Consider the following 23,394-nt stretch of genomic DNA (forward strand, 5'->3'; position numbering starts at 1 on the left):
CCTGTTTAAAAAAGCTTCTGTTCTTCCCTTTTTCCGGGAGGAACAGAAGCTTTTTTATTTCGCGATTTTTATATCTATAAGGAAATGATTCCTATTTTTATACTTATTCTATTGGATGCAGATTTTTCAATGATACATCAAGAATCGGTGCAGAATGCGTCAGTGCACCGCTGGAAACATAGTCTACGCCGGTGTCGAGGATAGTGGCGATATTTTCTTTTGTCACATTTCCGGAGCACTCGGTTTTTGCTCTGCCGTTGATGACGGCTACCGCCTCTTTCATCTGCGCCGGAGTCATATTGTCGAGCATGATAATGTCGGCACCTGCATCTGCTGCTTCGCGGACCATATCGAGGTTTTCACACTCGACTTCAATCTTACGCACAAACGGAGCATAATCGCGTGCCATCTCGATCGCTTTTGTGACACTGCCTGCAGCTCCAATATGGTTGTCCTTTAACAGAACGCCGTCGGACAGATTGTAGCGGTGATTCTGGCCGCCACCGATTTTGACTGCATATTTTTCAAAAATACGCATATTCGGGGTCGTTTTTCTGGTATCGAGAAGGGTCGTTTTGGAACCTTCGAGCAGCTTCGCAACGCTTCTCGTATACGTTGCGATTCCGCTCATCCGCTGCAGATAATTGAGCGCGGTTCTCTCACCGGACAGCAGAACACGGATATCGCCGTTTACGGTTGCGAGCAGATCGCCTTTTTTGACTTCATCGCCGTCTTTCACATACGGAATAATCTCGGTTTTCTCATCGAGCAGCGTAAATACTCTTGCAAATACTTCCATACCGGCAATGACGCCGTCCTGTTTGCAGAGAAGCTGTACCGTTCCCTGGCAGGCTTCTGGCATGACAGCATTCGTGGTTACATCTTCACTGGAGATATCTTCCTGCAGCGCCAACAGCAGCAGATTATCCACATTTAGTGTTCTTGTGATTGGATTCATATTTGTCTTCCTTTCTGATCGCATCCCAGATGCTCTCTTTGCAGCGTTCTGCATATTCTTCCATATCCTGGTAATCTTCTTTTCTAATATCGTACCGTTTTGCAAGGAGCTTCCATTCATCTTCCTTCGGCTCCGTTGCCGTTTCTTTGCGGTCTGCGTTCTCTACAAGACCCTCTGCGGCCCATTCGGCAGCCATCTTCTTTGCCGCGCGCTCTGCGAATACAAGGCTCTCCAGCAGAGAATTGCTTGCCAGACGGTTTGCACCGTGCACGCCGTTGCAGCTCGTCTCACCTGCTGCATACAGATGATCCATCGTCGTTTCGCTATTGCTGTCTACCTTGACGCCGCCCATAAAGTAATGCTGTGCCGGTACAACCGGAATCGGTTCTTTCGTGATATCGTATCCCTCTTCCAGGCATTTCTGGTAAATATTCGGGAACCGTTCTTTTACATCGAGCGGAATCGTTTTCAGGGAAAGCCATACGTGCTTCGTGTGGTCCTTTTCCATCTGACGGTGGATCTCACGGGATACCATGTCACGCGGCTGCAGTTCATCGGTGAAACGCTCGCCATTTTTATCGAGCAGTACAGCGCCCTCTCCGCGGACAGATTCGGAAATCAGGAAACGGCGGCCTTTCTTTTGGGAATACAGCGTTGTTGGGTGAATCTGTACGTAATTGACATTTTTCAGTGCTACGTTCCTGTGGATCGCAATTGCAAGTGCATCTCCTGTCAGATGCGGGAAGTTCGTAGAATTGTCATAAATTCCGCCAATACCGCCGCACGCCCAGATCACATCCCTGGCATAAACCGGAACCAGCTTTCCTTCTTCATCCCGGATCAGAACACCCTCGCAGCCATTTTTGCCGGAAAGAATATCACACATTTCCGTGTGCGCAAGAAGCGTCACGTTCGGCAGCTTTTTTACCTGCGCGAGAAGCTTGCTCGTAATCTCCTTTCCGGTTACATCGTCGTGGAACAGGATGCGGTTGGTAGAATGTGCGCCTTCTTTCGTATAGCAGAGTTCTCCGTTCTCATCGCGACGGAAATCCACACCCCAGGCAATGAGCTGATTGATAACATTTCGGGAAGAACGGATCATAATGTCGACGGATTCCGGCGTATTTTCATAGTGCCCGGCATGCATCGTATCTTCATAGAACGCATCGTAATCGCTCTCGTTTTTCAGAACACAGATACCGCCCTGTGCGAGGAAGGAGTCGCTGTCCTCGGTATCTGCTTTTGTTATCATCAGAATATCGGCTTCCTGGGGCAGATGAAGTGCCGCAAAACATCCTGCCACACCGCATCCTACAATCACTGCATCATAATACTTTTTCATTTCATTTCCTCTTTTCCGCTTCTGCGTTCTGCTTATTTTGTTACTTTGCAAGCTCGAGCATTCTTAACAGCGGCGCATGTGCGTCTGAAATTTCCTGTTCGCTTAACAGAACTTCATTCTCCTCATTTTCCAGTGCTTCTATTAATTTGTCCAATGTCACTTTTTTCATATTTGGGCAGATCTGCGTATTTCCCACTGCATAAAACTTCTTATCCGGGCAGCGCTTTTTCAGCTCTGCGAAAACGCCAAGCTCGGTTGCAACGAGAAACTCGGTATTTTTACTTGCCTCGGCATATTTGATGATGCCTGCGGTGCTTCCGACGTAATCGGCAAGTGCAACGACTTCACTTCTGCACTCCGGGTGAACGAGAAGCTTTGCCTGCGGACGCGCTTCCTTTGCAGCCTTTGCAGCTTCCGGACGGATGGCAGCATGTACGTGACAGAAACCGTCATTTAAGATGATATGTTTCTCCGGCACCTGCTCAGCCACATAGGTACCAAGATGCTCGTCTGGGATAAAGAAGATGTCGTGGTTCGGCAGTTCTTTTACAATTTTTACTGCATTGGAGGATGTGACACAGACGTCGGAATGACTTTTTAATTCCGCGGTGGAATTGACATAGCATACGACAGCCACATCCGGGTACTCTTTCCGGACTTCCTCGATTTTTTCAATCGCTGCCATGTGAGCCATCGGGCAGTCGGCATGCAGATCCGGGAGCAGTACTTTTTTGCCCGGGTTTAAGATTTTGGCGCTCTCACCCATGAAACGAACGCCGCAGAGAACGATAACACTGGCGTCCACTTTCGTCGCCACGTCGCTTAAGTAATACGAATCTCCGATGTAATCGGCAATTTCCTGCACTTCATCCGGCACGTAATAGTGTGCCATGATGACGGCGTTTTTTTCTTTCTTTAATGCTTCCAGCTTTTCTCTTCTGGTATCCATTGGTTTTGTTTCCTTCCTATTTTTACTATCACGATTCAGAACCCTGAATCATGATATTTTTTTAACACTTTAGCGCTTAGTATACCACAACTTTTGTCATGTGACAAGATAGTTGTAATATCCATTGTCCATTTTTTTCTTTCCTGCCTTTCCCTTCCCTGTGGTCTATCATAGGAAGTACTTGTCTAAGATATAAAAATCTGTGACGCAGTAATTCACGTTCTGCAGCGCTGAAGTTTGCATTATTTTCTGGGATTGCTATAAAAACACCCGGAAGTTTGACGGTTGAATAATGATCCACAAAAAAAACGGCCACAATACCCATATTTACTGGGTTTGTAACCGTTTTATCACCTTACAGCTTCAAAGATGGGATTCTATCATTTCACCTCTGATATGTCACTATTTACCATTTCTTCCGCCGTATATTCTTCTATTTCTGTCTTTGTCACCTGTTTGATCTGCTTTTTTTTCAGATGCAGATATACGAATTCCCGAAAAATAGTATAGAACACGGAAAGCAACGGAATGAAAACAAGCATACCTACAATTCCCATAAGGTTTCCGCCGATCGTAACTGCTGCAAGAACCCAAATCGATGGAAGCCCTACAGACTCACCCACAACATGAGGATAGATCAGATTTCCCTCGATCTGCTGCAGCACCAGAAATACTATAATAAATAAAATTGCCTGTTTCGGATTTACCATAAAGATCAAAAAGCTTCCCACTGCACACCCGATGAAGGCTCCGAAAATCGGGATCAATGCCGTAAACGCAATTAAAACTCCGATCAAAAGTGCATATGGCATCCTCAAAATGCTCAATATCACAACAAACATACAGCCAAGGATCACGGCTTCCAGACACTGACCTGTAAGAAAATTTGCAAATGTCTGATAAGTCAGAGAGCAGACTTTAAGAAAAGCATCTGCTTTTTCCTTTGGAAGAAAAGCGAAAAATACTTTTCGAATCTGCACCTGCAGCGTTTCCTTCTGAAAAAGGACATAGCAGGCAAAGGAAAATGCAACAAAAAAGGCTGCCAATCCACTAACTATGGAACCCACTGCTGACATTGTGATATTCATCATATTTCCTGCACCATTTCCGAGTAGGCTTATCCCCCACTTGATCGCCTGATCCGGATTAAACTGTACCTGATCTACAAGCTTCATGATTTCCTGGTTATTATGGGAAAACTCCCGGATCCAGCTTTGCATCTGTGGAATAAAATCAGCGATACTCCTCATCAGGTTCCTATTGTCCGCGTAAGCTGCGGAATCACACCAAACATCACCAGTACAATCACGCCAACCGCAAATACGATCGTGAGGAACAGGCTTATCGGTCTTGCCAGTTTTTCGACTATCTTATCTTCTTTTTTTGCCCTTCCAAAAATTTTCTTTTCCAAAAAGCTCATTGGCACGTTGGTCACAAATGCGATCGCTCCGCCAAGTACAAATGGAAATACGATCCCCCATATTGCTTTCAACACATCGAGTACCACATTAAACTTCCACAGTGCGACCACAAGAAATGCTGTAAACACAATAAGTTCCCGGATTTTTTTTACAGATTTTTTACTTATATCCACTATCATTCTCCTCTTTTTCTTAATTTCATGCGTATCCATTTAAGCAACTGAATAATCGGAAGACTTGCAAACGCAAATTTTCAAACTTAAATTACTCCCCTTTATTAGACCTAATCGTATAACAGAATCGGTACCTCTGTCAAGATTTTTGAAATTATATTTAAAGTGTAAAAAGATATAGTCGCTATTTTCTTTCTTGCCTTTTCCCTTCCCTATGGTCTATAATAAAAAGTACTTGTCTAAGATACGAAATTGCTGATAAAGGAGCATTCTATATGAACAAAAAGGAAATTGCTGAAATTAAAAAACTGTTTACCCCATCCCACTGTGCGATCACGCGAATCTGCGGATGCTATGTGGATGCGGAAAAGAATATTAAGACAAAATTAAAAGAAGCGTTTCTCTCTCTCGAAGAGGAAGAAATGTTTAAGTATTTTAAGATTTTTAAAAGCACCCTCTCCGGTACCATCGGAAAGAATCTGCTGAATATGGAGTTCCCGCTCTCCCAGGAAAGTGAGGGCGGCACACAGGAGTTTCTCTTAAAACTCCGCAACAGTGAGCTGAAGAACGAAGCGCTGATTGATGAATTTTATGAAAAGGTGATGGCGGATTATCTCTATCCGGAAAACTACTATATTATTCTGATCCATGGTGCCTACGATGTACCGGGACGCGCTTCGGATAATCTGGATATGGACGATGCTTCCGATTACGTCTATGAATTTATCCTCTGCAGCATCTGCCCGGTAAAACTCGACAAACCGGGCCTCTGCTACAATGTGTCCCACAATACGATTGAAAACCGCGTGCAGGACTGGGTGGTCGGCGCACCGGAAAACGGTTTTCTCTTCCCGGCCTTCACAGACCGCAACACGGATATCCACAATCTGCTGTATTTCACGAAAAACGCAGAGATGGATCAGCCGGACTTTCTCGACCACTTCCTGGGCTGTCAGGCGCCACTCTCCGCGAAATCTCAGAAAGAAACGTTTCAGTCTATTATAGAAGAAACTCTCGATTCCGCCTGTGATTTTTCTACTGTTATGACCATTCAGGAGAACTTAAATACCATGATTGAAGAGCGGAAAGACGATCCGGAACCGGTGGTGCTCGATAAACACGAGGTAAAACGTCTGCTCGCCAGCAGCGGCGTACCGAATGAACAGCTTGACGAGTTCGACGAGAAGTACGAATCCATTGCGGATGAGAAAGCAAGCTTCGTTGCCTCGAACGTGGCCAGTACACGGAACTACGAGATCCGCACCCCGGATGTTATCATCAAAGTCAGCCCGGAAAAGGCCCAGCTCATCGAAACCCGTACGATCGACGGAACACCGTATATTCTGATCGAGGCAGCCGATGAAGTGGAAATCAACGGAATTCTTTTAAAACCGTCACGGCCATCCGATGCGGATGATACCGAATTTTAACAGCCAAATGACAGCGAGTCTTTCTCATTGTCCGAAAAAAAAAGCGGCAGTCCCAGACAAAAGGGCTGCCGCTTTTTCTTCCTTTTATTTATGCTTAGCAGAGTGCTTTTCCAAGTGCAATGCATGCTGCCTCAGCTTCATCATCTGGCGCGTCTGCGCAGATCACGCTGTCGCATACCAGCTCGGCGCCATCATTTTTGCAGCTTTCTTCCCAGGTGCGCATCCACTCGCCGTCTCCCCATCCATAGGAACCGAACAGAGCGATTTTCTTTCCGGAGAGTTTGGATTCACATGCGGAGAACATTGGCTCGAACTCGGTATCTTCCAGCTCTTCTGCCCCCATAGCCGGGCATCCGAAAGCGATTGCATCGTATGCATCTACATCATCCGCAGAGAAATCTGCGCAAGTCAGAACAGAAACTTCTGCGCCTGCCTCCTTTGCTCCCTCTGCTACTTTCTGTGCCATCATTTCTGTGTTGCCGGTTCCACTCCAATAAACTACTGCTACTTTGCTCATGTTTCAAATCCTTCTTTCTTTATTTTCTGATTCCGGGGGATTTTTCTTTCCCCGATCCTACTGCCCTTTTTATGGTATGCAGGATTTTATGTTAAACAGCTACGGTGAGCTGTAAAACGCTTCTTCCCTGCTTCCAGAGACGCAGATACACGTTTCTGCATTTCTGATAGCGCTGAAATGTTTTCTGTGTTTCGCACTCATTGCAATAGACCTTCCAGCATCCCTTGCATTTATAATTGTGGCCTTTGTTCTCAATAAAACCGATCACATCACCGAGCGGATAGTTGAGAAACACACCGATCTCATGCGGAAATCCTTCTTTACACTCTGCTACCCGGGTTTTCAGGCGATTCAGTGCATAGGCAATGTCTGTATTTTCATATCCATAGGATTTTAAAAACGCTGCATTCTCCGGATTTTCCAGCTCCTTCTGGAGAAGCCCTTCACGGTACACATAGACCAGTGCTCTCGTCTCATGCTCCCGCAATACAAAGATGTGAATTCCTTTTGGTTCCAGACAGGCACTCCAGTATGAAATCTGATCTTCCAGTTCTTCTTTGGATGAAAATGTCATATTACATAAATTTGCGGCTTTGATGGAAGCCAGCGTTGCCGAACAGTGTTCGATCAGAAATCTCTCAATCATGCCTTTTACGTCTCCTTCTTACATTGCTGCTGCGCAGTGCTCATCTAATACCGAGCGAAGTGCGGTGGCACTGCTGGTATGGATTCTTGCGATCGGAATATTGTTTTTCTTTGCTTCCTGGGAAGCAGTGATGACCATTTTGTGGGATACGGTGTTGGTAAAGAGAATCATCAGATCCGGATTCCCGATTTTTTTCTTAACGGAGCCATGCTCTTTCGGGAACACCTTTGCTTTACATCCATAGTCTTTACAGATATCTGTATATTGACACACCATTCTTTCATTTCCACCGATAATTACGACACTCATCTTCTCTACCTGCCTTTCTGTTGTTATCTTATGCTACTTGAAATTAGTTTATTCTAACTCCTGTGTTTTAAGAAAGAATCCCTCTACCGGGATCCCGTATGATTTTTGGTTTTATCCGTTGTACTTTAGTTAGCTGTATCTAACTGTTGGGTATATCATACCGTTTTTGTCGGATTTTGTCAAGGATATCCTGCAAATTTTTCCGGCTTTTCTTGAGAAAATTGTATCATTTTCTTTTTCACATCACGCTGGTGAAAGAATATTCGCAATGGAAGCAGAGACTTTCCCTGCCTTTGTTAAAAAGCCGCTGGAATCTTAAGAAGGAGACTCCAGCGGCTTTCCCGTTGCTATTCTGTTCTGTTTTTTATACCGGCTCGTCCAGCAGGTTGCCCATACTCTTTAAGCCAATGTAAAGAGTAGATGTATTGTGAAGCAGTGCGGAAGTGGTTGGCTGTAAAATGCCGCCCACGCCGAGCAGAATCAGTCCGGCATTGAACGTAACGATAAAGCGGTAATTCTTATGAATCCGTTTCATCAGACGGTTGCTCAGCATACGAAGCACCAGAATTTCTGCCAGATCGTCTGCGGCAACGGTGATATCCGCGATCTCACGCGCAATCTCTGCGCCCTCGCTGATGGCGATTCCAACGTCTGCGGCAGAAAGTGCCGGTGAATCGTTAATACCGTCACCGATCATAATGACTTTACGTCCCTCTACTTTTTCTTTCTCCACAAAGTTTGCCTTATCCTCCGGTAGTACCTCAGCATAGTACTCGTCCACGCCGACCTTCTTCGCGATCGCTTTTGCCGTGCGCTCGCTGTCTCCGGTCATCATGACGATCTTTTTCAGACCTGCTTTTTTCAGCTGACGGATAATTTCGGCCGCCTCCGGACGAAGCGGATCCTCAATGCAGATAACTGCTGCAAGTACACCTTCTAAGGCAAGATAGAGATGAGAATACTCCTCCGGCAGATGACGGAACTTCTCTTCCATTCCTTCCGGAATGATACTATTCTCATCCTCAAATACGAAGTGATAACTTCCAATAATCGCTTTTTTGCCATTGATCGTTGTAGAAATACCGTGTGCAACGATATATTCTACTTTGGAGTGCATCTCCTCGTGATCCAGATATTTCTCTCTTGCCGCGTCTACTACGGCTTTTGCCATGGAATGCGGAAAATGCTCTTCCAGGCAGGCTGCGATGCGCAGAAGCTCATCCGGGCTCTTTGTTTCGCTGAAGGATACCACCTCTGCTACGGTCGGCTGCGCTTTTGTCAGTGTTCCGGTCTTATCGAAAACGATCGTATCCGCTTCCGCCACAGCCTCCAGGAATTTGCCGCCCTTTACGGTGATCTTGTGCTGGTTTGCCTCGCGGATTGCAGAGAGAACGGAAATCGGCATGGCAAGTTTTAACGCACAGGAGAAGTCTACCATCAGAATAGAGAGTGCTTTCGTTGCATTTCTGGTCAGAAGATACGTCAACGCCGTTCCACCAAGGGAATACGGTACAAGACGGTCTGCCAGATGCTCTGCCTTGCTCTCCAGTCCGGATTTCAGTTTCTCGGACTCTTCGATCATCGCGGTAATCTTCTCGTAACGGCTGGATCCGCCGGTCTGCTTCACAAGAATGGTAAGCTCGCCCTCCTCAAGAACCGTTCCCGCATAGACAACGGAACCTAAGGTACGGCGTACCGGAACAGATTCTCCGGTCAGAGAAGCCTGGTTTACCATACCCTCGCCGTTGGATACCTCGCCGTCGAATGGAATCAGATTTCCCATATGTACGACAATCTCGTCGCCCGCAACAATTTTTTCAGACGGAACGAGAATTTCCTGGCCGTCTTTTTTCAGCCATACCTTTCCGACGTTCAGCGACATGCTGCGTGCCAGATCTCCGACGGATTTTTTATGCGTCCATTCCTCAAGCAGCTCTCCTACGCCGAGCAGGAACATGACAGAGCCTGCGGTTCCATAGTCGCCGCGGAGCATCGAAACACCGATTGCGGTTGCATCAAGAACCGGAACTTCGATCTTTCCCTGTGCCAGTGTCTGGATTCCTTTCCAGATATATTTTACGGAAACAACCGTAGTATAGATGGCACGGATCGGTGCCGGAAGAAGCCATTTTCTTCCAAAGTGGTAAATCACTTTGCTGATCAGCTTTTCCTGATATTCGTTGTTTAACGCTCTGCCGGAGCTCTCAAGCAGTCCGGTCGGCAGCTCTACTTCCTCGTAGTGGAAGAGCTGTATCATCCGAATCACAGCGGCTCGTTCTCCCTCGTAACAGATCACGGCATCGCCGGTTCTGTCATATACCTTCGCGAAAGATACCTGGTTCTGATTCTGCAGATAGTACAGCAGTGTCTCTGCCTGTACGGAGGACATGCGCTTCTGTGCCAGATGGATTCGGATTCTGCCTCTGCTTTCGTGTTTAATATAAAATTTCAAATCTTATGCCTCCTAGAAAAACACCTGCAGAGAATTCTGCAGGCGCTTCGTTTTTTCCGTATGAATACGACGTAAATCAGATGTTGCTGTGTACAGCTTATGCCTCAACCGTATCCTCTGCTTCTGCTTCAACAGCTTCCTCTGCTGTCTCTTCAGCTACATCCTCTACTGCCTCTTCTGCTGCTTCACGCTCTTCGTTGATCTGTTTTGCGTCAGCATAGATGTCCTCCGCATTCTCCTGGATGGTCGTTACCGTATCCATAACAACTTTCTTTGCACGAAGAACAGCTGCGGTGCAGTTGGTGTAAAGTTTTTTCGCATCCTTGCTGGACAGTGCTTTGATACCTGCTGTTCCGAATAATACTCCTGCTGCGAAAAGTCCTGGATGTTTTAAATCTTTGATTGTCATATTACATTTCCTCCTATTGTTAAAATAAATTTTTCCTGAATTTTACATCTTCCCCCGCTGTGGTTCACAGTATAGCACTCACCTGCTCGGTTAGACAATACGTACAGTTCTTTTTGATAATTATTTTCATTAAAACAGGGAAAACGGAAGGAATTTTCACCCGTTTTCCCCGTTTTTCAGCCTTCCACCGCTGAAACAATCACATTTTCAATATCCTGATTCTGAATATAGCCCTTTGCCTTCAGTCCGGATTTCATCACGTCCATCCACATCTCTCCGCTTAAGCGGCAGATGGTATGATCGCTCAGTTCTACGGTACAGCCTGATCTTTGAAGCATTCTTCTCCACAGGCAATCTTGTAAAAATTTTTGCGGCTGATTGCACCGATGCTCTCCAGTGTATTCACCATGCGATACACCGTAGCAGGCCCGATGCTGCTGTCTTTCTGCAGAGCTTTATAGTAAATTTCTTTACAGCAGGAGCACTCCTCTTCCAGGATAATATCGAGCAGAATCCGTCTCTGTCTGGTTATTCTGCATCCCTGTTCCCGGAGCTTCTGAATAATCAGTTCTCGCTTCATCTGTGTTCTGTGATAATTTCTGGCTTCATGCTTTGTCTGTTCCTGCGGCATACGTTCTACCTCCTGATGATGATTCCTGTCCTGTCAGTCGCAATGTCCCTTGCACTGCCCGCAGTTACCACCACAGCTTCCCTTGCCACTTTTTTTATCTTTAATCATACTGCGTACTGCAAGTCCTACCAGACCAACAACGACTACAAGTGTGATAAAAGTTCCCATAGAAACAACTCCTTTCTTTTCAAAAGAGTCCGCATCCTGCAGCGGATGCCGGATACGGACTCTTCATCAGATACATGTTCTCTATCTGTCACAGCAATTATTTGCTGAACATTTTGTTGGTGGAAACGCTCAGAGTTGCGCTCTCTTTGTAAGGTCTTACCAGCAGATATACAAATCCAATGATGAGCAGAACAGCAACTACCGTTCCGATTCCAAAACCGCCGCCGATGAACAGGTTACCGATCTGATAAATGCACAGGGATACAACATAGGCAAGCAGTGTCTGATATCCGATTGCAGTAAAAAACCATTTGGTATTGTTCATCTCACGTTTGATTGCACCCATTGCTGCGAAGCACGGTGCGCACAGAAGGTTGAATACCAGGAAAGAATAAGCTGCTACCGTAGATAAGCTTCCTGCGAGCTGTCCCCAGATCTCGGCACCGTCTTCTGCAACTTCACCAAAGCCAAACAGGATACCAAAGGTACCAACAACGTTCTCTTTTGCGATCAGTCCGGAAACAGCTGCAACAGCCATCTTCCAGTCGCCCCATCCAAGAGGTGCAAACAGAGGAGCGATCACGCTTCCGATGGAAGCCAGGATACTGTCATTTAACTGCTCGGCTTCCAGCATTCCGAAAGATCCGTCAACCCATCCGAAGTTCATCAGGAACCACAGAACGATGGTGGACATCAGGATGATGGTACCGGCTTTTTTGATGAAGGACCAGCCACGCTCCCACATGCTGCGAAGAACGTTGCTTACCGTCGGCCAGTGGTAAGCCGGAAGCTCCATAACAAACGGAGCCGGATCACCGGCGAACAGTTTTGTTTTTTTCAGGATGATACCGGAGCAGATGATTGCTGCGATACCAACGAAGTAAGCACTTGGTGCAACCCAGGAAGCTCCATTAAACAGGGCGCCTGCGATCAGGGCGATGATTGGAAGTTTTGCTCCACAAGGTACAAACGTTGTTGTCATGATGGTCATTTTACGGTCACGGTCATTCTCGATGGTACGGGAAGCCATGATACCAGGAACACCACAGCCACTTCCGATCAGCATCGGAATGAAGGATTTTCCGGAAAGTCCAAATTTACGGAAGATACGGTCCATGATGAATGCAACACGCGCCATGTAACCGCAGGACTCCAGAAATGCCAGGAACAGGAACAGTACCAGCATCTGCGGTACGAATCCAAGTACGGCACCAACACCGGCTACGATACCATCGAGAATCAGACCCTGCAGCCAGTCAGCACAGTGGATCGCGTTCAGCAGATTTTCAATGGCCGGCGGAATGATCTCTCCAAAGAGTACATCGTTGGTCCAGTCCGTTACAAAAGTACCTACTGTTGTGACAGATACATAATATACAACCCACATAACAACCGCGAAGATCGGAAGTGCCAGCCAGCGGTTAGTTACGATCCGGTCGATCTTATCCGATGTTGTCATGGCGTTTTTCTTGTTCTTTGTGACACAGTCACCGATGATGCTGGAAATATAAACGTAACGCTCGTTTGTGATAATACTCTCGGTATCATCATCAAACTTGTCTTCCAGCTGTTTGATCTCGGCAGATACATCCGGAACGGATTTCATCTGCTCTGTGATCTTATCATCTTTCTCCAGAAGTTTGATTGCAAAGAAGCGTTTCTGCTCATTTACAATATCACTTCCGAGTTTGCTCTCAACGGTGCGGATGACTGCCTCCACATCCTTGTCAAACTCATGAACCGGTACAGCAGCACCTTTTTTCTGTGCAATCTGCACTGCTTTATCAGCAGCTTCTTTGATTCCGGTTCCTTTCAGAGCAGAGATGGTTACAACTTCACAGCCCAGCTTTTTCGCCAGTTTGTCGATATGTATTTTGTCTCCGTTCTTCTCAACAATATCCATCATGTTGACAGCCATGATCACCGGAATACCAAGTTCCATGATCTGTGTGGACAGATACAGGTTACGCTCAATGTTGGTACCATCTACGATGTTCAGGATCGCATCTGGTCTTTCATTAATCAGGTAATTTCTGGCTACCACTTCCTCCAGTGTATACGGAGATAAAGAATAGATACCCGGAAGGTCCATGATGGTGACATCTTTGTGGCCTTTGAGCTTTCCTTCTTTTTTCTCGACGGTTACACCTGGCCAGTTTCCTACGAACTGGTTGGAGCCTGTCAGTGCATTGAACAATGTTGTCTTACCGCAGTTCGGGTTTCCTGCGAGTGCAATCTTAATTGCCATTTTTTCCATGCCCCTCTTTCTTTGATTTTTACTGATTTTAATAACTTCACAAGCCTTACCAATATTGGCCACAGCTTGCTTTTGTTAGCATTCGCTAACAAGCAGGCAAAAAAAATTTACTCTACTTCAATCATTTCGGCATCTGCTTTTCTTAAGGATAATTCGTATCCTCTGACGGTTACTTCGACCGGATCGCCGAGCGGAGCAACTTTGCGCACGAATACGTCAACACCCTTGGTGATTCCCATATCCATGATTCTTCTTTTGACCGGACCGGAGCCGTTGAGTTTTACAACTTTAACGGTTTCTCCTACGGAAGTCTCTTTTAAAGTCTTCATCTTCTCTCCTTCTTTCCTATCAAATCAGGATTTTGGCTGCCATATCTTTTCCAACGGCTACCCTGGAATCTTTCACATTCACGATGAGATTGCCGTCGATTTCCGATACGACTGTCACGTTTCCGCCAACGACGAAGCCAAGATTTTCAAGAAATCTTCTGGTCTCTTCTTTTCCGCCAACTTTTCTGATTGTGTAACATTCGCCTGGATTTGCCATCGTTAAAGGCATAGTCAATTACCTCCTGTGTATGATAATGAGTTTCATCTCTATTTCAGTTGTTAGTATATGCTAACGTACGTTAGATGTCAACTGCTTTTTTACTATTTTTTTGTATTTTTTTCTGAAATTTACTCCGTTACTGAGAAAAAGCCTTCGTTAAGAGCCCTGTTTTTTTGAAAATAAGGCAGAACAGAGAAATTTCGTATCTCCCTGTTCTGCCCTTTTTGCTTTCCATTTCTTTTTAGAAACGGTACATCATCTTATGCCATTTTGCACCGCCATGCGTCGAGTCGGAAAGTTCGATATATTCGTATCCGATCCTTTTGTAGAATGGAATCATATGATCCTTGCATGTAAGAACAACGGCTTTTTTGTCACGCTCTCCTGCGCTTTTTACCATATGACGCATCAGTGCTTCTCCAATGCCCTGTTTCTGGAACTTCGGATTGACGTCCAGTCCGAAAATCATCTGATAATCGCCGTCCGGGTTGTGCAGCGTGGCGTCATGGTAGAGTGCATCCGCCAGATAATCGGTATCCGCACAGCAGCCATTGCAGAAGCCTGCGATTTCGCCATCTTCAGTTTCCGCTACAAAAAAGCTGTTTTTGCAGGTTTTGTACCGCTCCATGAAGTCTTCATAACCTGCCGCCTCGGCAGCCGGGAAACATAGCGCCTCCACCTCGGCTACCTTTTTCAGATCTTCCTCTTTTACCGGACGGATCGTATACTTTACTTTTTGTTTTAAATAGGGCTTCAGTCCCGCAACGACTTCTTCCACCGTTCCATCCACGAACGGATTCTTCAGTCCGGCCAGCTCCAGCAGTGCAAAATATCCTTTGCTTCCGCCTGCCTGGCAGAGACGGTAATAATCGCCCCACGCCTTTTCCGGCTCTTTTTTGAAACGCTCAAAGAACTGGAAAGCACAGATCTGTGCCAGCGCATAATCAATATAATAGAACGGGTTCACAAAGATATGCTGCTTCTGCATCCAGAAACCGCCCTCCTCGAGGAACTTGTGGCCGTCATAATTTCTCCATGGCATATAGGTCAGCTCTAACTGATGCCAGATCGCACGGCGCTCCTTGGCCGTCATGCCGATATTTTCAAATACCTTATGCTGGAACTCATCCACACATACCATGTACGGAATCACTTCCAGCGCGCTCATCAGGTGCGCATAACGGTAATCATCTGCTTTCTCTCCAAAGAATGCATTCATCCAGGGGTATGCGAAATGCTCCATTGTCATCGAGTGAATCTCCGCCACCTCGCTTGTCGGGAATACCATATCCATAAACGGAATCTGTTTTGCCGCCGTATACGCCTCGAATGCATGGCCCGCCTCATGAGTCAGAACATCAACGTCCGCGCTCGTACCATTAAAGTTGGAGAAGATGAACGGCGCCTTGAACGTATTCAGAAATGTGCAGTAACCGCCTGTCTGTTTTCCCGGCTTCGTCTCCAGGTCAAACAGCTCATGCTCCACCATAAAGTCAAAGAACTCACCCGTCTCTTTCGACAGCTCATGGTACATCTTCTGCGCCTTCGCAACCAGTTCCTCCGTCGTTCCTTCCGGAACCGCGTTTCCTTCCGGGAAAATCAGCTCCTCATCGTAATAATGCAGCCTGTCCACTCCAAGCCGTTTCTCCTGCTCCTTCCGAAGCTCCAGGCAGAGCGGTACAATCTTCTCCTTCACCTGCGCACGGAACCTTGCAACATCCTCCGCCGTATAATCGTATCTTCCATAGCTCAGGTAAATAAATTCAATGTAAGAAGAAAATCCCAGCTTCTTCGCAATTTTATCGCGCAGCGGAACCAGCTTGTCATACAGCGCATCCAGCTCCCCGGAAATCTCTTCATACAAATCTCCCCATGCCGTCATCGCCTCTTTCCGCATCTGGCGGTCCGTACTCTGCATCGCCTTCAGAAGTCCATAAAAATTACACGTTTCGCCCTTAAATTTCGTCGAAGCATTCGCCGTAATTTTACTGTACTGCTGCGTCAGATTCGCCTCTTCGATCAGATCCTCCACGATACAGTCGTCCGCTAATTTTTGGCCAACCTCCATATTCTTCACAAAGAATTCCCCAAACTCCTCTGCAAACTCTTTGATAAACGGAGACTCCAGAATCACCTTCTCTGCCTTTTGTATCAGCAGATGGATCGCCGGAATCGTCTCATTCCAGAACTGAACCTCTCCTTCATAAAACGAATCTCTGGTGTCCACCGTATATCTTACCTGCGCCACTTCCGCCATTGTCGCCCAGGCATCCTCGCGCGTTTTTTCTTCCATAAAAAGTCCGCGCAGCTCCTCATATGATTTTGCCTCTTTGAGCGCCTTCGTATACGCTCTTACTTTTTCCTGCTCTGCCTCCATGTCCGGCCTTACGTATTCAATTTCCGAAAACTTTTTCATCTTCTCTTACCTCCTTCTATTCCAGAACGCCCAGATTTTTCAACTCATGATAAACCCGGGACGCCGGCAGTCCCATCACATTATAATAGTCTCCCTGGATTCCTTTCACAAACTTTGTCCCAAACACCGTCTGAATTCCGTATCCTCCAGCCTTATCCGACCACACAGGAGCCTCCCCCTCTTTCTCAAGAGCAAGATACCCGTTTATCTCCTCCTCTGTCATCGCATAAAACTCTACATCTGTACGGTCACAGAACGATACCACACGCTTTGCGTCCCCCTCTGTTACCGCAATCGTAACTCCAGTATACACCTGATGCACCCTTCCCTGCAACTGCTGCATCATGCTTCTGGCATGTTCTATCCCTTTCGGCTTGCCAAGGATCTCCCCTTCAAAAGCCACAACCGTATCCGCCCCGATCACAACGGCATCCCCTTCGGTAATCTCCGCAACATCCAGACATTTCAGCCGTGAAAGCTCCTCCACAACCTTCTCCGGTTCCGCAGACGTCACAACTTCTTCCGCCCCTGAAGCCTGAACCTTACACCGTATTCCCAACATCTCCATCAACTCTCTTCTTCTGGGTGACCCCGAAGCCAATATCACTTTCATCCTGCTGTCTCCTTTATTTTTTCTTTCATGACATGCATTTTTTTCACACCATGCAGCGGTCCGCGGGAATGTGCGGCTTGCGCCAGATGGCCGGATAAAATAAGTACGCGAACAAACACAATCCACTCGTGTCCGTTCCCGGCGTACTTATTTTATCCAGATGCCTGAATTTCCGTCTTATGCAAAGCAAAACGATAAGCCGGGTTATGTCGTGTGTAATCATCTATCCAATGGAACTGTCGCCAGTCCCCTTAAGCGACCCACCTGAAAACATGACGGGCAGCCATATACGTTTTCTATTCGGTCTTGCTTCGGATGGGGTTTACATGGCTTTCTCTGTTACCAGAGAAACGGTAGTCTCTTACACTGCCTTTCCACCCTTACCAGGAAAAACCTGGCGGTATCTCTCTGTTGCACTATCCCTGGAGTCGCCTCCGCCGGACGTTATCCGGCATCCTGCCCTGCGAAGCCCGGACTTTCCTCACCTGGCCCCTTTCGGTCCTGCCAGCCGCGATTACATATCTTACTTTGTCAAAAACGGAACATCAGACAGTTAATAATCATATCACAAACTTTCTCTGTTGTCCATCCCCCAAATCACAGATCCCGCAAAGCAGCCTCTCATACATCAAAGCAGCTTCCCCCCACAAACTCCCGCAGAATCGAATTCTTGGGAATATCCTCAATCGGCACTCCGACAAAATAATCCAAAAACTTCAGCAGCCGCTTTGCCTCCTGGTATTCCGGCTCTCCCTCCTCAATCTGGAACAAAAGCGGCTCCGCATACAGCTTCAGCACCGAAAGCTCATACACCAGCGCTGAATTGAACATCACATCCGCCTTCTCCTGATTCGGGAAAATATTACGATCTTCCCCGCGGCGCACCGACGGCCACATCGCAATCGTCTCCTTCGCCGACGTCGCCCGTGTCCGGCTGTCACGCACCATACGCCGGATCAGCCGGCCATCCGTCGTCGGAATCCGGTTGTGCTCATCCACATTAATCTGCGTCAGCGCACTGATATAAATCCGGAATTTACTTTCCGAAGGAAGCGACCACGTCAGTTTTTCATTCAGCCCGTGAATCCCCTCCAGCACCAGCACATCGGTCTCCTTCATCTGAATAAAATTCCCCTTGTACTCGCGCTTGCCCGTCTTAAAATTAAAATACGGCAGTTCCACACGCTCTCCGTTCAAAAGTGCTGTCATATCCCGATTCAAAAGCTCGATATCCAGTGCTTCCAGGCATTCAAAATCATAATCGCCGTTTTCATCCCGCGGCGTATCTACCCGGTTCACATAGTAATTATCAAGCTGATCGGATGCGGCGTCAGACCATGCGCTGAAAGCTGGATGGAAAGCCGGTTGCAGAACGTTGTCTTTCCGGAGGAAGACGGCCCCGCAATCAGCACAAATTTAACCTGCTTTCTTTCCGCAATCTGCTCCGCAATCTTCGCAATCTTCTGCTCCTGCAGCGCCTCCGCAATCAGCATCATCTGCTGAATATTGCCCTTCGTGATGCGTTCATTTAAGTCGGCAACCGTGGAAATTCCCATCTGCTCACCCCAGCGCTCCGATTCCCGCTGCACCTGGAACACCTTCGGGGAGAGATTCGCCGCCGGCACCGTCTCCGGCGCCTTTTTCTCCGGCATCTGCAGCACAAAGCCGTCATCGTATAAATAGAGATCAAAATACTTCAGATAACTCGTATCATACGTCATAAATCCATAATAATAGTCTTCAAAATCCCCGAGACTGTACAGATTCACACGGGAGACACGGCGGTAACGGAACAAGCGGTCTTTATCCGTCATGCCATGCAGCCGGAACCGTTCTCTCGCCTCGTGCGTATCGACACTCCGCTTATAAATCGGCACCGCCTTTTCCACCTGTTCATGCATATACGCTTTTACTTCGTCCAAAAACTCCTGATTCAGCGTGATATCGCCGTCCACCGTGTAGAAAAAGCCCGAACCCGCCGAAAAATGCAGCATCACATGGCGGATCTTATCGTAGCCTCCCACATGATACACCGCTTTTACCAGCAGAAGAGAAAGACTCCTCTGATACGTTTTATGTCCGATCTCATCCTTCGTCGTCACAAATTCCAGTTCACAGTCTTTTTTCAGCTGCTTGTGCAGCTCCCTCAGCCGTCCGTCCACCTTCACCAGGACAATCGGAGCATCCATCGTTTTCTCAAAATCTTTTGCAATCTCATAATAAGAGCAATTTTCCGGATATTCATATTTCTTTCCATCAATTGTTACCTGAATCACTTGTAATTCCTCCTTTTTGCAAAACTTTCTGAAAATTCAGAAGTAAAAACGAAGGCGCGCCCGAAAATTATAAAACCTGAAATTTTCAGACACGCCTCCTCATGATAAAACGCTGTCGTTACATCGTATGGAACCGCGCAAGCGCAGATTCCAGTATTGCCTCTTTTTCTTTTAATTCACAAAGCCTCTGTGTCGCCTTCTCCCCCGGATTGCCAGAGAGCTGGCCGATCAGCATTCTGTTCTGGTTCTGCTGCTTCTGCAGATATTCCAACAGCACCGGATTCTGGTTTTCCAGAAGACGTGGTCCATAGAAAAGCTCCTCCGCCTTCAGATCTTCCTTTTCCCCATGCACTGCCCGCAGAATCGGATAGTATTTTCCATCCTCCTCCACGAAATTCTCCTGTGCAAGGTAAAATCCGTGCTCCAGCAGCCATGCGCGCACGCGGTCGATATCTGACTGCGGCTCCAGAATCAGCTCACCAAAGCCGGACAGCAGCGGCTCACCCTCACTTAAAATCCTTACGGTGAGCCCGCCGCCCATGCCCGCGATGAGGAGAGAATCCCCCTCCCCCGCCTGCAGGGCATGAAGGCCATCGGAAAGCCGTGTTTCTATGTAGTCCCCCATGTTATACTGCGTGATATGCTCCCTGGCCCGTTCTAACGGTCCGCGGTTCACATCCATGGCGATTGCGGAGGAAATCTTCTTCTGTTCCAGCAGCGCAATCGGCACATAGCCGTGATCTGTTCCCACATCGACCAGGCAGCCGCCCGGGGTGACAAACTCCGCTACCGCGGAAAGTCTTTTTGATAACTGCATGTCTTTTCTCCTGACTGAAAACTTAGTCCAGATAATCTTTGAGTTTTCTGGAACGACTCGGATGGCGGAGCTTTCGAAGCGCTTTCGCCTCAATCTGACGGATACGCTCTCTTGTAACGTTGAACTCTTTACCAACCTCTTCGAGGGTTCTCGCACGGCCATCGTCAAGTCCGAAACGGAGACGCAGAACCTTCTGCTCACGGTCGGTCAGTGTGCTTAAGACATCCTCCAGCTGCTCTTTCAGCATGGTGAATGCTGCCGCGTCTGCCGGTACCGGCACATTGTCGTCCTGGATGAAGTCACCGAGGTGGCTGTCCTCTTCCTCACCGATTGGTGTCTCGAGTGAAACCGGTTCCTGGGAGATTTTCAGGATCTCACGCACACGCTCTACAGACATGTGCATCTCCTCTGCGATCTCTTCCGGAGTAGGTTCGCGGCCTAACTCCTGCAGTAACTGACGGGAAACGCGGATCAGCTTGTTGATGGTCTCTACCATATGAACCGGAATACGGATCGTTCTCGCCTGGTCTGCAATCGCTCTTGTGATTGCCTGGCGGATCCACCATGTTGCATAGGTGGAGAATTTGTATCCCTTGCGGTAATCGAATTTTTCAACCGCTTTGATGAGGCCTAAGTTACCTTCCTGAATCAGATCCAGGAACAGCATGCCGCGGCCGACATAACGTTTTGCAATGGAAACAACGAGACGAAGGTTGGCCTCTGCCAGACGTTTTTTCGCATCCTCATCGCCCTCTTCCATTCTCTGTGCCAGCTTGATCTCTTCCTCTGCGGAAAGAAGCGGCACTTTACCGATCTCTTTTAAGTACATGCGGACCGGGTCCTCAATGCTGATGCCTTCCGGAACGGAAAGGTCGATGTTTTCCATATCGATCTCTTCTTCCTCGGAAAGGTCGATGTCATCGTCGTCCAGAAGGAGAAGATCGCGGTCTGCCGCATTTGGATCCTCGGTCATATCGGAGAGGCGCAGTACGTCGATACCGCTTGCCTCCAGGTATTCAAATACCTTCTCCATCTGCTCCGCATCCAGCGGCATATCGCGGAAAAAGTCGTTGATTTCCTGATATTCCAGGACGCTCTTTTTCTTTTTGCCGTATGCTACCAGCTCTTTTAATTTTTCCATAAATTTTGCTTTATCGAACTCCATTGACTGTCCATCCTTCCATAGCTTGTATATATTCTGTCCCTGCCCTGCGAAATTAAACACGCAGAACAGAAGATTCCAGGGTTTTTCTTTGGTATCCAGGCCTCCTTAAAAAGCGAAATCCGGAAGTTCCCCTGCTTTCCACCGCTCCAGGCTCTTTTTGTCCGCCATCAGCTTCTGCAGCGCCGCCATATCGGTCACATTCATATGTGCCGACTGATACGCAATGCTGTTTTCTTTCATATTGCAGATCACATCATGCAGCGCGCGCCGTTTTTCCTCCTCTGTCTCCAGCGGGATTCTGGCATTAAAAAGGCCTGCAACTTCTTTCTGCTCCTCGGAATCAACAAACTGATTCAAAAGCTTTGCCGGATTCACCCCGCCCTCGTGATACTGCAGCACAATCATCTCTGCAATCTGGCGGTAAAGAGGTGTGGTAAAATCCTCCGGCGTAATATATTTTTCCAGTTTTCCAATGAGCGCCGGATAAGAGGTCATCCATGTCAGCATCAGCTTCTGTGCTTTTTCGACACCGCCCTCTTTCTCTTTTTTGTTTGCGGCTGTATTCCGCGGCTTGACACGCTCCGTCCTTCCGGCTCCTGATAGTGCCATCTGACCGACCTGCTTTCGCAGTACTTCGACGGCAATCCCGTATTTTCCTGCCACTGCCTCAAGATAACTGTTCCGCTCGATCTCATCCTCGATTGCAACGAGACGACGCACCGCCTCATGCAGGAAATCGGATTTGCCCTGCGGGTCGGCAAGGTCGAAATCGCGTTCCTTCATGCGGATCTCATACAAAACGCTGTTCTCCGCCTCTTCCAGACGTTTTTCGAACGCTTCGCAGCCCTCGTGCTGGATAAACTCATCCGGGTCCTTATACGGTCTCAAATTGACGACACGCGTTGTAAGACCAACCCCTTTGAGCATCGGAATCGCACGAAGCGCCGCTTTGACGCCTGCCTCATCGCTGTCATAGATCACAAGAACCTCGTCGGTATACCGTTTCATCAGCCCCGCCTGCAGCGATGTGAGTGCTGTTCCAAGAGAAGCTACCGCGTTATTGAATCCTGCCTGGTGCATGGAGATGACGTCCATATAGCCCTCGCAGATAATCAGATTTTTTCTCCGTGAAGAGCGCGCCAGATGCAGCCCGTAGAGATTGCGGCTCTTATCGAAAATCTTTGTCTCCGGCGAATTCAGGTATTTCGGCTTTCCATCCCCCATCACACGGCCTCCGAAGCCGATGACACGGCTGTTGGCATCCATGATCGGGTAAATGACACGGTTCCAGAACTTGTCCTGCATGCCATGCACCTCGTCCGCCAGAAAAAGGCCCGACTGACGCAGGATTTCATCGTCATACCCTTTTTCTTTTAAGAAACGGTACAGCAGGCTTCCATACTTATCTGAATAGCCAAGGCCGAATTTTCGAATCGTATCATCCGAAAGGCCGCGCCCCTTCAGGTAATCGTAGCCCTGTTTTCCGCGTTCGGTGTGGAGCTGGTAATAATAGAATTTCGCCGCCTGTTTGTTGATTTCCAGCAGCGTGTTCTTTAAATCCGCCTGCTCCTTTGCTTCTTTCGAATACTCCATCTGCGGAAGCTCCACCCCGGCCCGGTCGGCCAGAAATTTCAAGGCTTCCACAAACGTGAAGTTTTCGTATTCCATCAAAAATGTGAAAACATTTCCTCCGGCTCCGCATCCGAAGCAGTAATACATCTGCTTTCCTGGGCTGACGGAAAAGGAAGGGGACTTCTCATTGTGGAAAGGGCAGAGCCCGAAGTAAGAGCTTCCTCTTCTTGTCAGCTTTACGTAGCCGGATATCACATCTACGATGTCATTTTTCATACGAATCTCTTCCACTAAATCATCGGAATATCGCATTTTTTCCTCCCT

At 47.5% G+C, this 23,394-nt stretch carries 20 protein-coding genes, 1 other RNA gene and 2 pseudogenes; 1 reads left to right on the forward strand and 22 read right to left on the reverse strand.

From position 1 onward, the window contains the following. Positions 1 to 103: 103 nt before the first annotated feature. The 4 genes and pseudogenes from nadC to DXA93_RS06505 all read right to left on the reverse strand — a co-directional run bounded on the left by nadC (position 104) and on the right by DXA93_RS06505 (position 4,843). Positions 104 to 958, reverse strand: a complete 855-nt coding sequence (gene nadC, locus DXA93_RS06485; protein WP_022462757.1) for a carboxylating nicotinate-nucleotide diphosphorylase — start codon at positions 956 to 958, stop codon at positions 104 to 106. After that, entirely contained in the window at positions 924 to 2,300 is a 1,377-nt protein-coding gene (locus DXA93_RS06490) for an L-aspartate oxidase (protein WP_119207893.1), read from the reverse strand. The genes nadC and DXA93_RS06490 overlap by 35 nt, the downstream gene beginning before the upstream one ends. A 40-nt stretch (positions 2,301 to 2,340) precedes the next feature. Further along, the gene (gene nadA, locus DXA93_RS06495; protein WP_118720077.1) at positions 2,341 to 3,249 is read right to left on the reverse strand and encodes a quinolinate synthase NadA; all 909 of its coding nucleotides are present in this window, start codon (positions 3,247 to 3,249) and stop codon (positions 2,341 to 2,343) included. A 380-nt stretch (positions 3,250 to 3,629) separates the two neighbouring features. Continuing rightward, positions 3,630 to 4,843 (reverse strand): annotated as a pseudogene (locus DXA93_RS06505) (AI-2E family transporter). Positions 4,844 to 5,118: 275 nt separating this feature from the next. Between DXA93_RS06505 and DXA93_RS06510 the strand changes: the two are divergent. Continuing rightward, a complete protein-coding gene (locus tag DXA93_RS06510; protein WP_118700496.1) occupies positions 5,119 to 6,273 on the forward strand; it encodes a DUF4317 domain-containing protein in 1,155 nt (384 codons plus the stop codon). A gap of 94 nt (positions 6,274 to 6,367) precedes the next feature. On the opposite strand, the gene DXA93_RS06515 is transcribed toward DXA93_RS06510, so the two are convergent. The 18 genes and pseudogenes from DXA93_RS06515 to dnaG all read right to left on the reverse strand — a co-directional run bounded on the left by DXA93_RS06515 (position 6,368) and on the right by dnaG (position 23,382). Next, positions 6,368 to 6,790 carry a flavodoxin gene (locus DXA93_RS06515; protein WP_022462753.1) on the reverse strand — a complete coding sequence of 141 codons (423 nt, stop codon included), beginning with the start codon at positions 6,788 to 6,790 and terminating at the stop codon, positions 6,368 to 6,370. A gap of 91 nt (positions 6,791 to 6,881) precedes the next feature. After that, the gene (locus tag DXA93_RS06520; RefSeq protein WP_055228382.1) at positions 6,882 to 7,436 is read right to left on the reverse strand and encodes a DUF3793 family protein; all 555 of its coding nucleotides are present in this window, start codon (positions 7,434 to 7,436) and stop codon (positions 6,882 to 6,884) included. An 18-nt stretch (positions 7,437 to 7,454) separates the two neighbouring features. Beyond that, complete coding sequence (locus DXA93_RS06525; protein ID WP_022462751.1) at positions 7,455 to 7,745, reverse strand: DUF2325 domain-containing protein; 291 nt, start codon at positions 7,743 to 7,745, stop codon at positions 7,455 to 7,457. 364 nt (positions 7,746 to 8,109) lie between these two features. Continuing rightward, a complete protein-coding gene (locus tag DXA93_RS06530; protein WP_119207894.1) occupies positions 8,110 to 10,197 on the reverse strand; it encodes a heavy metal translocating P-type ATPase in 2,088 nt (695 codons plus the stop codon). Positions 10,198 to 10,294: 97 nt separating this feature from the next. Continuing rightward, positions 10,295 to 10,606 carry a DUF6110 family protein gene (locus DXA93_RS06535; RefSeq protein ID WP_022462749.1) on the reverse strand — a complete coding sequence of 104 codons (312 nt, stop codon included), beginning with the start codon at positions 10,604 to 10,606 and terminating at the stop codon, positions 10,295 to 10,297. Between the two features lie 176 nt (positions 10,607 to 10,782). Further along, positions 10,783 to 10,944 carry a hypothetical protein gene (locus tag DXA93_RS19590; RefSeq protein WP_330421108.1) on the reverse strand — a complete coding sequence of 54 codons (162 nt, stop codon included), beginning with the start codon at positions 10,942 to 10,944 and terminating at the stop codon, positions 10,783 to 10,785. Further along, positions 10,917 to 11,237: a transcriptional repressor gene (locus DXA93_RS19595; RefSeq protein WP_330421107.1), complete on the reverse strand. Its 321-nt coding sequence runs from the start codon at positions 11,235 to 11,237 to the stop codon at positions 10,917 to 10,919. The genes DXA93_RS19590 and DXA93_RS19595 overlap by 28 nt, the downstream gene beginning before the upstream one ends. Positions 11,238 to 11,270: 33 nt before the next feature. Beyond that, on the reverse strand, positions 11,271 to 11,405 hold the full coding sequence (locus DXA93_RS06545) for a FeoB-associated Cys-rich membrane protein (RefSeq protein ID WP_022462747.1): 135 nt from the start codon (positions 11,403 to 11,405) through the stop codon (positions 11,271 to 11,273). 97 nt (positions 11,406 to 11,502) lie between these two features. Continuing rightward, positions 11,503 to 13,653, reverse strand: a complete 2,151-nt coding sequence (gene feoB, locus DXA93_RS06550) for a ferrous iron transport protein B (protein WP_022462746.1) — start codon at positions 13,651 to 13,653, stop codon at positions 11,503 to 11,505. A 116-nt stretch (positions 13,654 to 13,769) separates the two neighbouring features. After that, positions 13,770 to 13,991 carry a FeoA family protein gene (locus DXA93_RS06555; RefSeq protein WP_022462745.1) on the reverse strand — a complete coding sequence of 74 codons (222 nt, stop codon included), beginning with the start codon at positions 13,989 to 13,991 and terminating at the stop codon, positions 13,770 to 13,772. Between the two features lie 19 nt (positions 13,992 to 14,010). Further along, positions 14,011 to 14,220, reverse strand: coding sequence for a FeoA family protein (locus DXA93_RS06560; RefSeq protein ID WP_022462744.1), 210 nt, complete (start codon positions 14,218 to 14,220; stop codon positions 14,011 to 14,013). A gap of 232 nt (positions 14,221 to 14,452) precedes the next feature. Next, entirely contained in the window at positions 14,453 to 16,627 is a 2,175-nt protein-coding gene (locus DXA93_RS06565; RefSeq protein ID WP_118594895.1) for a M3 family oligoendopeptidase, read from the reverse strand. Positions 16,628 to 16,643: 16 nt separating this feature from the next. Beyond that, positions 16,644 to 17,240 carry a Maf family protein gene (locus DXA93_RS06570; protein WP_117510305.1) on the reverse strand — a complete coding sequence of 199 codons (597 nt, stop codon included), beginning with the start codon at positions 17,238 to 17,240 and terminating at the stop codon, positions 16,644 to 16,646. Positions 17,241 to 17,419: 179 nt separating this feature from the next. Further along, an RNA gene (rnpB, locus tag DXA93_RS06575) (RNase P RNA component class A) lies at positions 17,420 to 17,770 on the reverse strand. A 91-nt stretch (positions 17,771 to 17,861) separates the two neighbouring features. After that, a pseudogene (locus DXA93_RS20520) lies at positions 17,862 to 19,516 on the reverse strand (nucleoside kinase). Positions 19,517 to 19,634: 118 nt separating this feature from the next. Then, entirely contained in the window at positions 19,635 to 20,333 is a 699-nt protein-coding gene (locus DXA93_RS06585; protein WP_118594896.1) for a tRNA (adenine(22)-N(1))-methyltransferase, read from the reverse strand. A 22-nt stretch (positions 20,334 to 20,355) separates the two neighbouring features. Next, positions 20,356 to 21,498, reverse strand: a complete 1,143-nt coding sequence (rpoD, locus tag DXA93_RS06590) for an RNA polymerase sigma factor RpoD (protein ID WP_055228389.1) — start codon at positions 21,496 to 21,498, stop codon at positions 20,356 to 20,358. Positions 21,499 to 21,603: 105 nt separating this feature from the next. Beyond that, the gene (gene dnaG / locus DXA93_RS06595) at positions 21,604 to 23,382 is read right to left on the reverse strand and encodes a DNA primase (RefSeq protein WP_055228390.1); all 1,779 of its coding nucleotides are present in this window, start codon (positions 23,380 to 23,382) and stop codon (positions 21,604 to 21,606) included. Between the last annotated feature and the right edge of the window lie 12 nt (positions 23,383 to 23,394).

This window comes from Blautia sp. OF09-25XD, from assembly GCF_003482095.1.
GTDB classification, from domain to species: domain Bacteria; phylum Bacillota; class Clostridia; order Lachnospirales; family Lachnospiraceae; genus Fusicatenibacter; species Fusicatenibacter saccharivorans.

Bases quoted from the DNA above. Each gene is read 5' to 3' on its own strand.
- rpoD (WP_055228389.1), bottom strand. From the start codon at position 21,498: ATGGAGTTCGATAAAGCAAAATTTATGGAAAAATTAAAAGAGCTGGTA.
- DXA93_RS06490 (WP_119207893.1), bottom strand. From the start codon at position 2,300: ATGAAAAAGTATTATGATGCAGTGATTGTAGGATGCGGTGTGGCAGGA.
- DXA93_RS06545 (WP_022462747.1), bottom strand. From the start codon at position 11,405: ATGGGAACTTTTATCACACTTGTAGTCGTTGTTGGTCTGGTAGGACTT.
- nadA (WP_118720077.1), bottom strand. From the start codon at position 3,249: ATGGATACCAGAAGAGAAAAGCTGGAAGCATTAAAGAAAGAAAAAAAC.
- dnaG (WP_055228390.1), bottom strand. From the start codon at position 23,382: ATGCGATATTCCGATGATTTAGTGGAAGAGATTCGTATGAAAAATGAC.
- DXA93_RS06555 (WP_022462745.1), bottom strand. From the start codon at position 13,991: ATGAAGACTTTAAAAGAGACTTCCGTAGGAGAAACCGTTAAAGTTGTA.
- DXA93_RS06510 (WP_118700496.1), top strand. From the start codon at position 5,119: ATGAACAAAAAGGAAATTGCTGAAATTAAAAAACTGTTTACCCCATCC.
- DXA93_RS06565 (WP_118594895.1), bottom strand. From the start codon at position 16,627: ATGAAAAAGTTTTCGGAAATTGAATACGTAAGGCCGGACATGGAGGCA.
- DXA93_RS06535 (WP_022462749.1), bottom strand. From the start codon at position 10,606: ATGACAATCAAAGATTTAAAACATCCAGGACTTTTCGCAGCAGGAGTA.
- DXA93_RS06585 (WP_118594896.1), bottom strand. From the start codon at position 20,333: ATGCAGTTATCAAAAAGACTTTCCGCGGTAGCGGAGTTTGTCACCCCG.
- DXA93_RS19595 (WP_330421107.1), bottom strand. From the start codon at position 11,237: ATGCCGCAGGAACAGACAAAGCATGAAGCCAGAAATTATCACAGAACA.
- feoB (WP_022462746.1), bottom strand. From the start codon at position 13,653: ATGGCAATTAAGATTGCACTCGCAGGAAACCCGAACTGCGGTAAGACA.
- DXA93_RS06570 (WP_117510305.1), bottom strand. From the start codon at position 17,240: ATGAAAGTGATATTGGCTTCGGGGTCACCCAGAAGAAGAGAGTTGATG.
- DXA93_RS06560 (WP_022462744.1), bottom strand. From the start codon at position 14,220: ATGCCTTTAACGATGGCAAATCCAGGCGAATGTTACACAATCAGAAAA.
- DXA93_RS19590 (WP_330421108.1), bottom strand. From the start codon at position 10,944: ATGCTTCAAAGATCAGGCTGTACCGTAGAACTGAGCGATCATACCATC.
- nadC (WP_022462757.1), bottom strand. From the start codon at position 958: ATGAATCCAATCACAAGAACACTAAATGTGGATAATCTGCTGCTGTTG.
- DXA93_RS06520 (WP_055228382.1), bottom strand. From the start codon at position 7,436: ATGATTGAGAGATTTCTGATCGAACACTGTTCGGCAACGCTGGCTTCC.
- DXA93_RS06525 (WP_022462751.1), bottom strand. From the start codon at position 7,745: ATGAGTGTCGTAATTATCGGTGGAAATGAAAGAATGGTGTGTCAATAT.
- DXA93_RS06515 (WP_022462753.1), bottom strand. From the start codon at position 6,790: ATGAGCAAAGTAGCAGTAGTTTATTGGAGTGGAACCGGCAACACAGAA.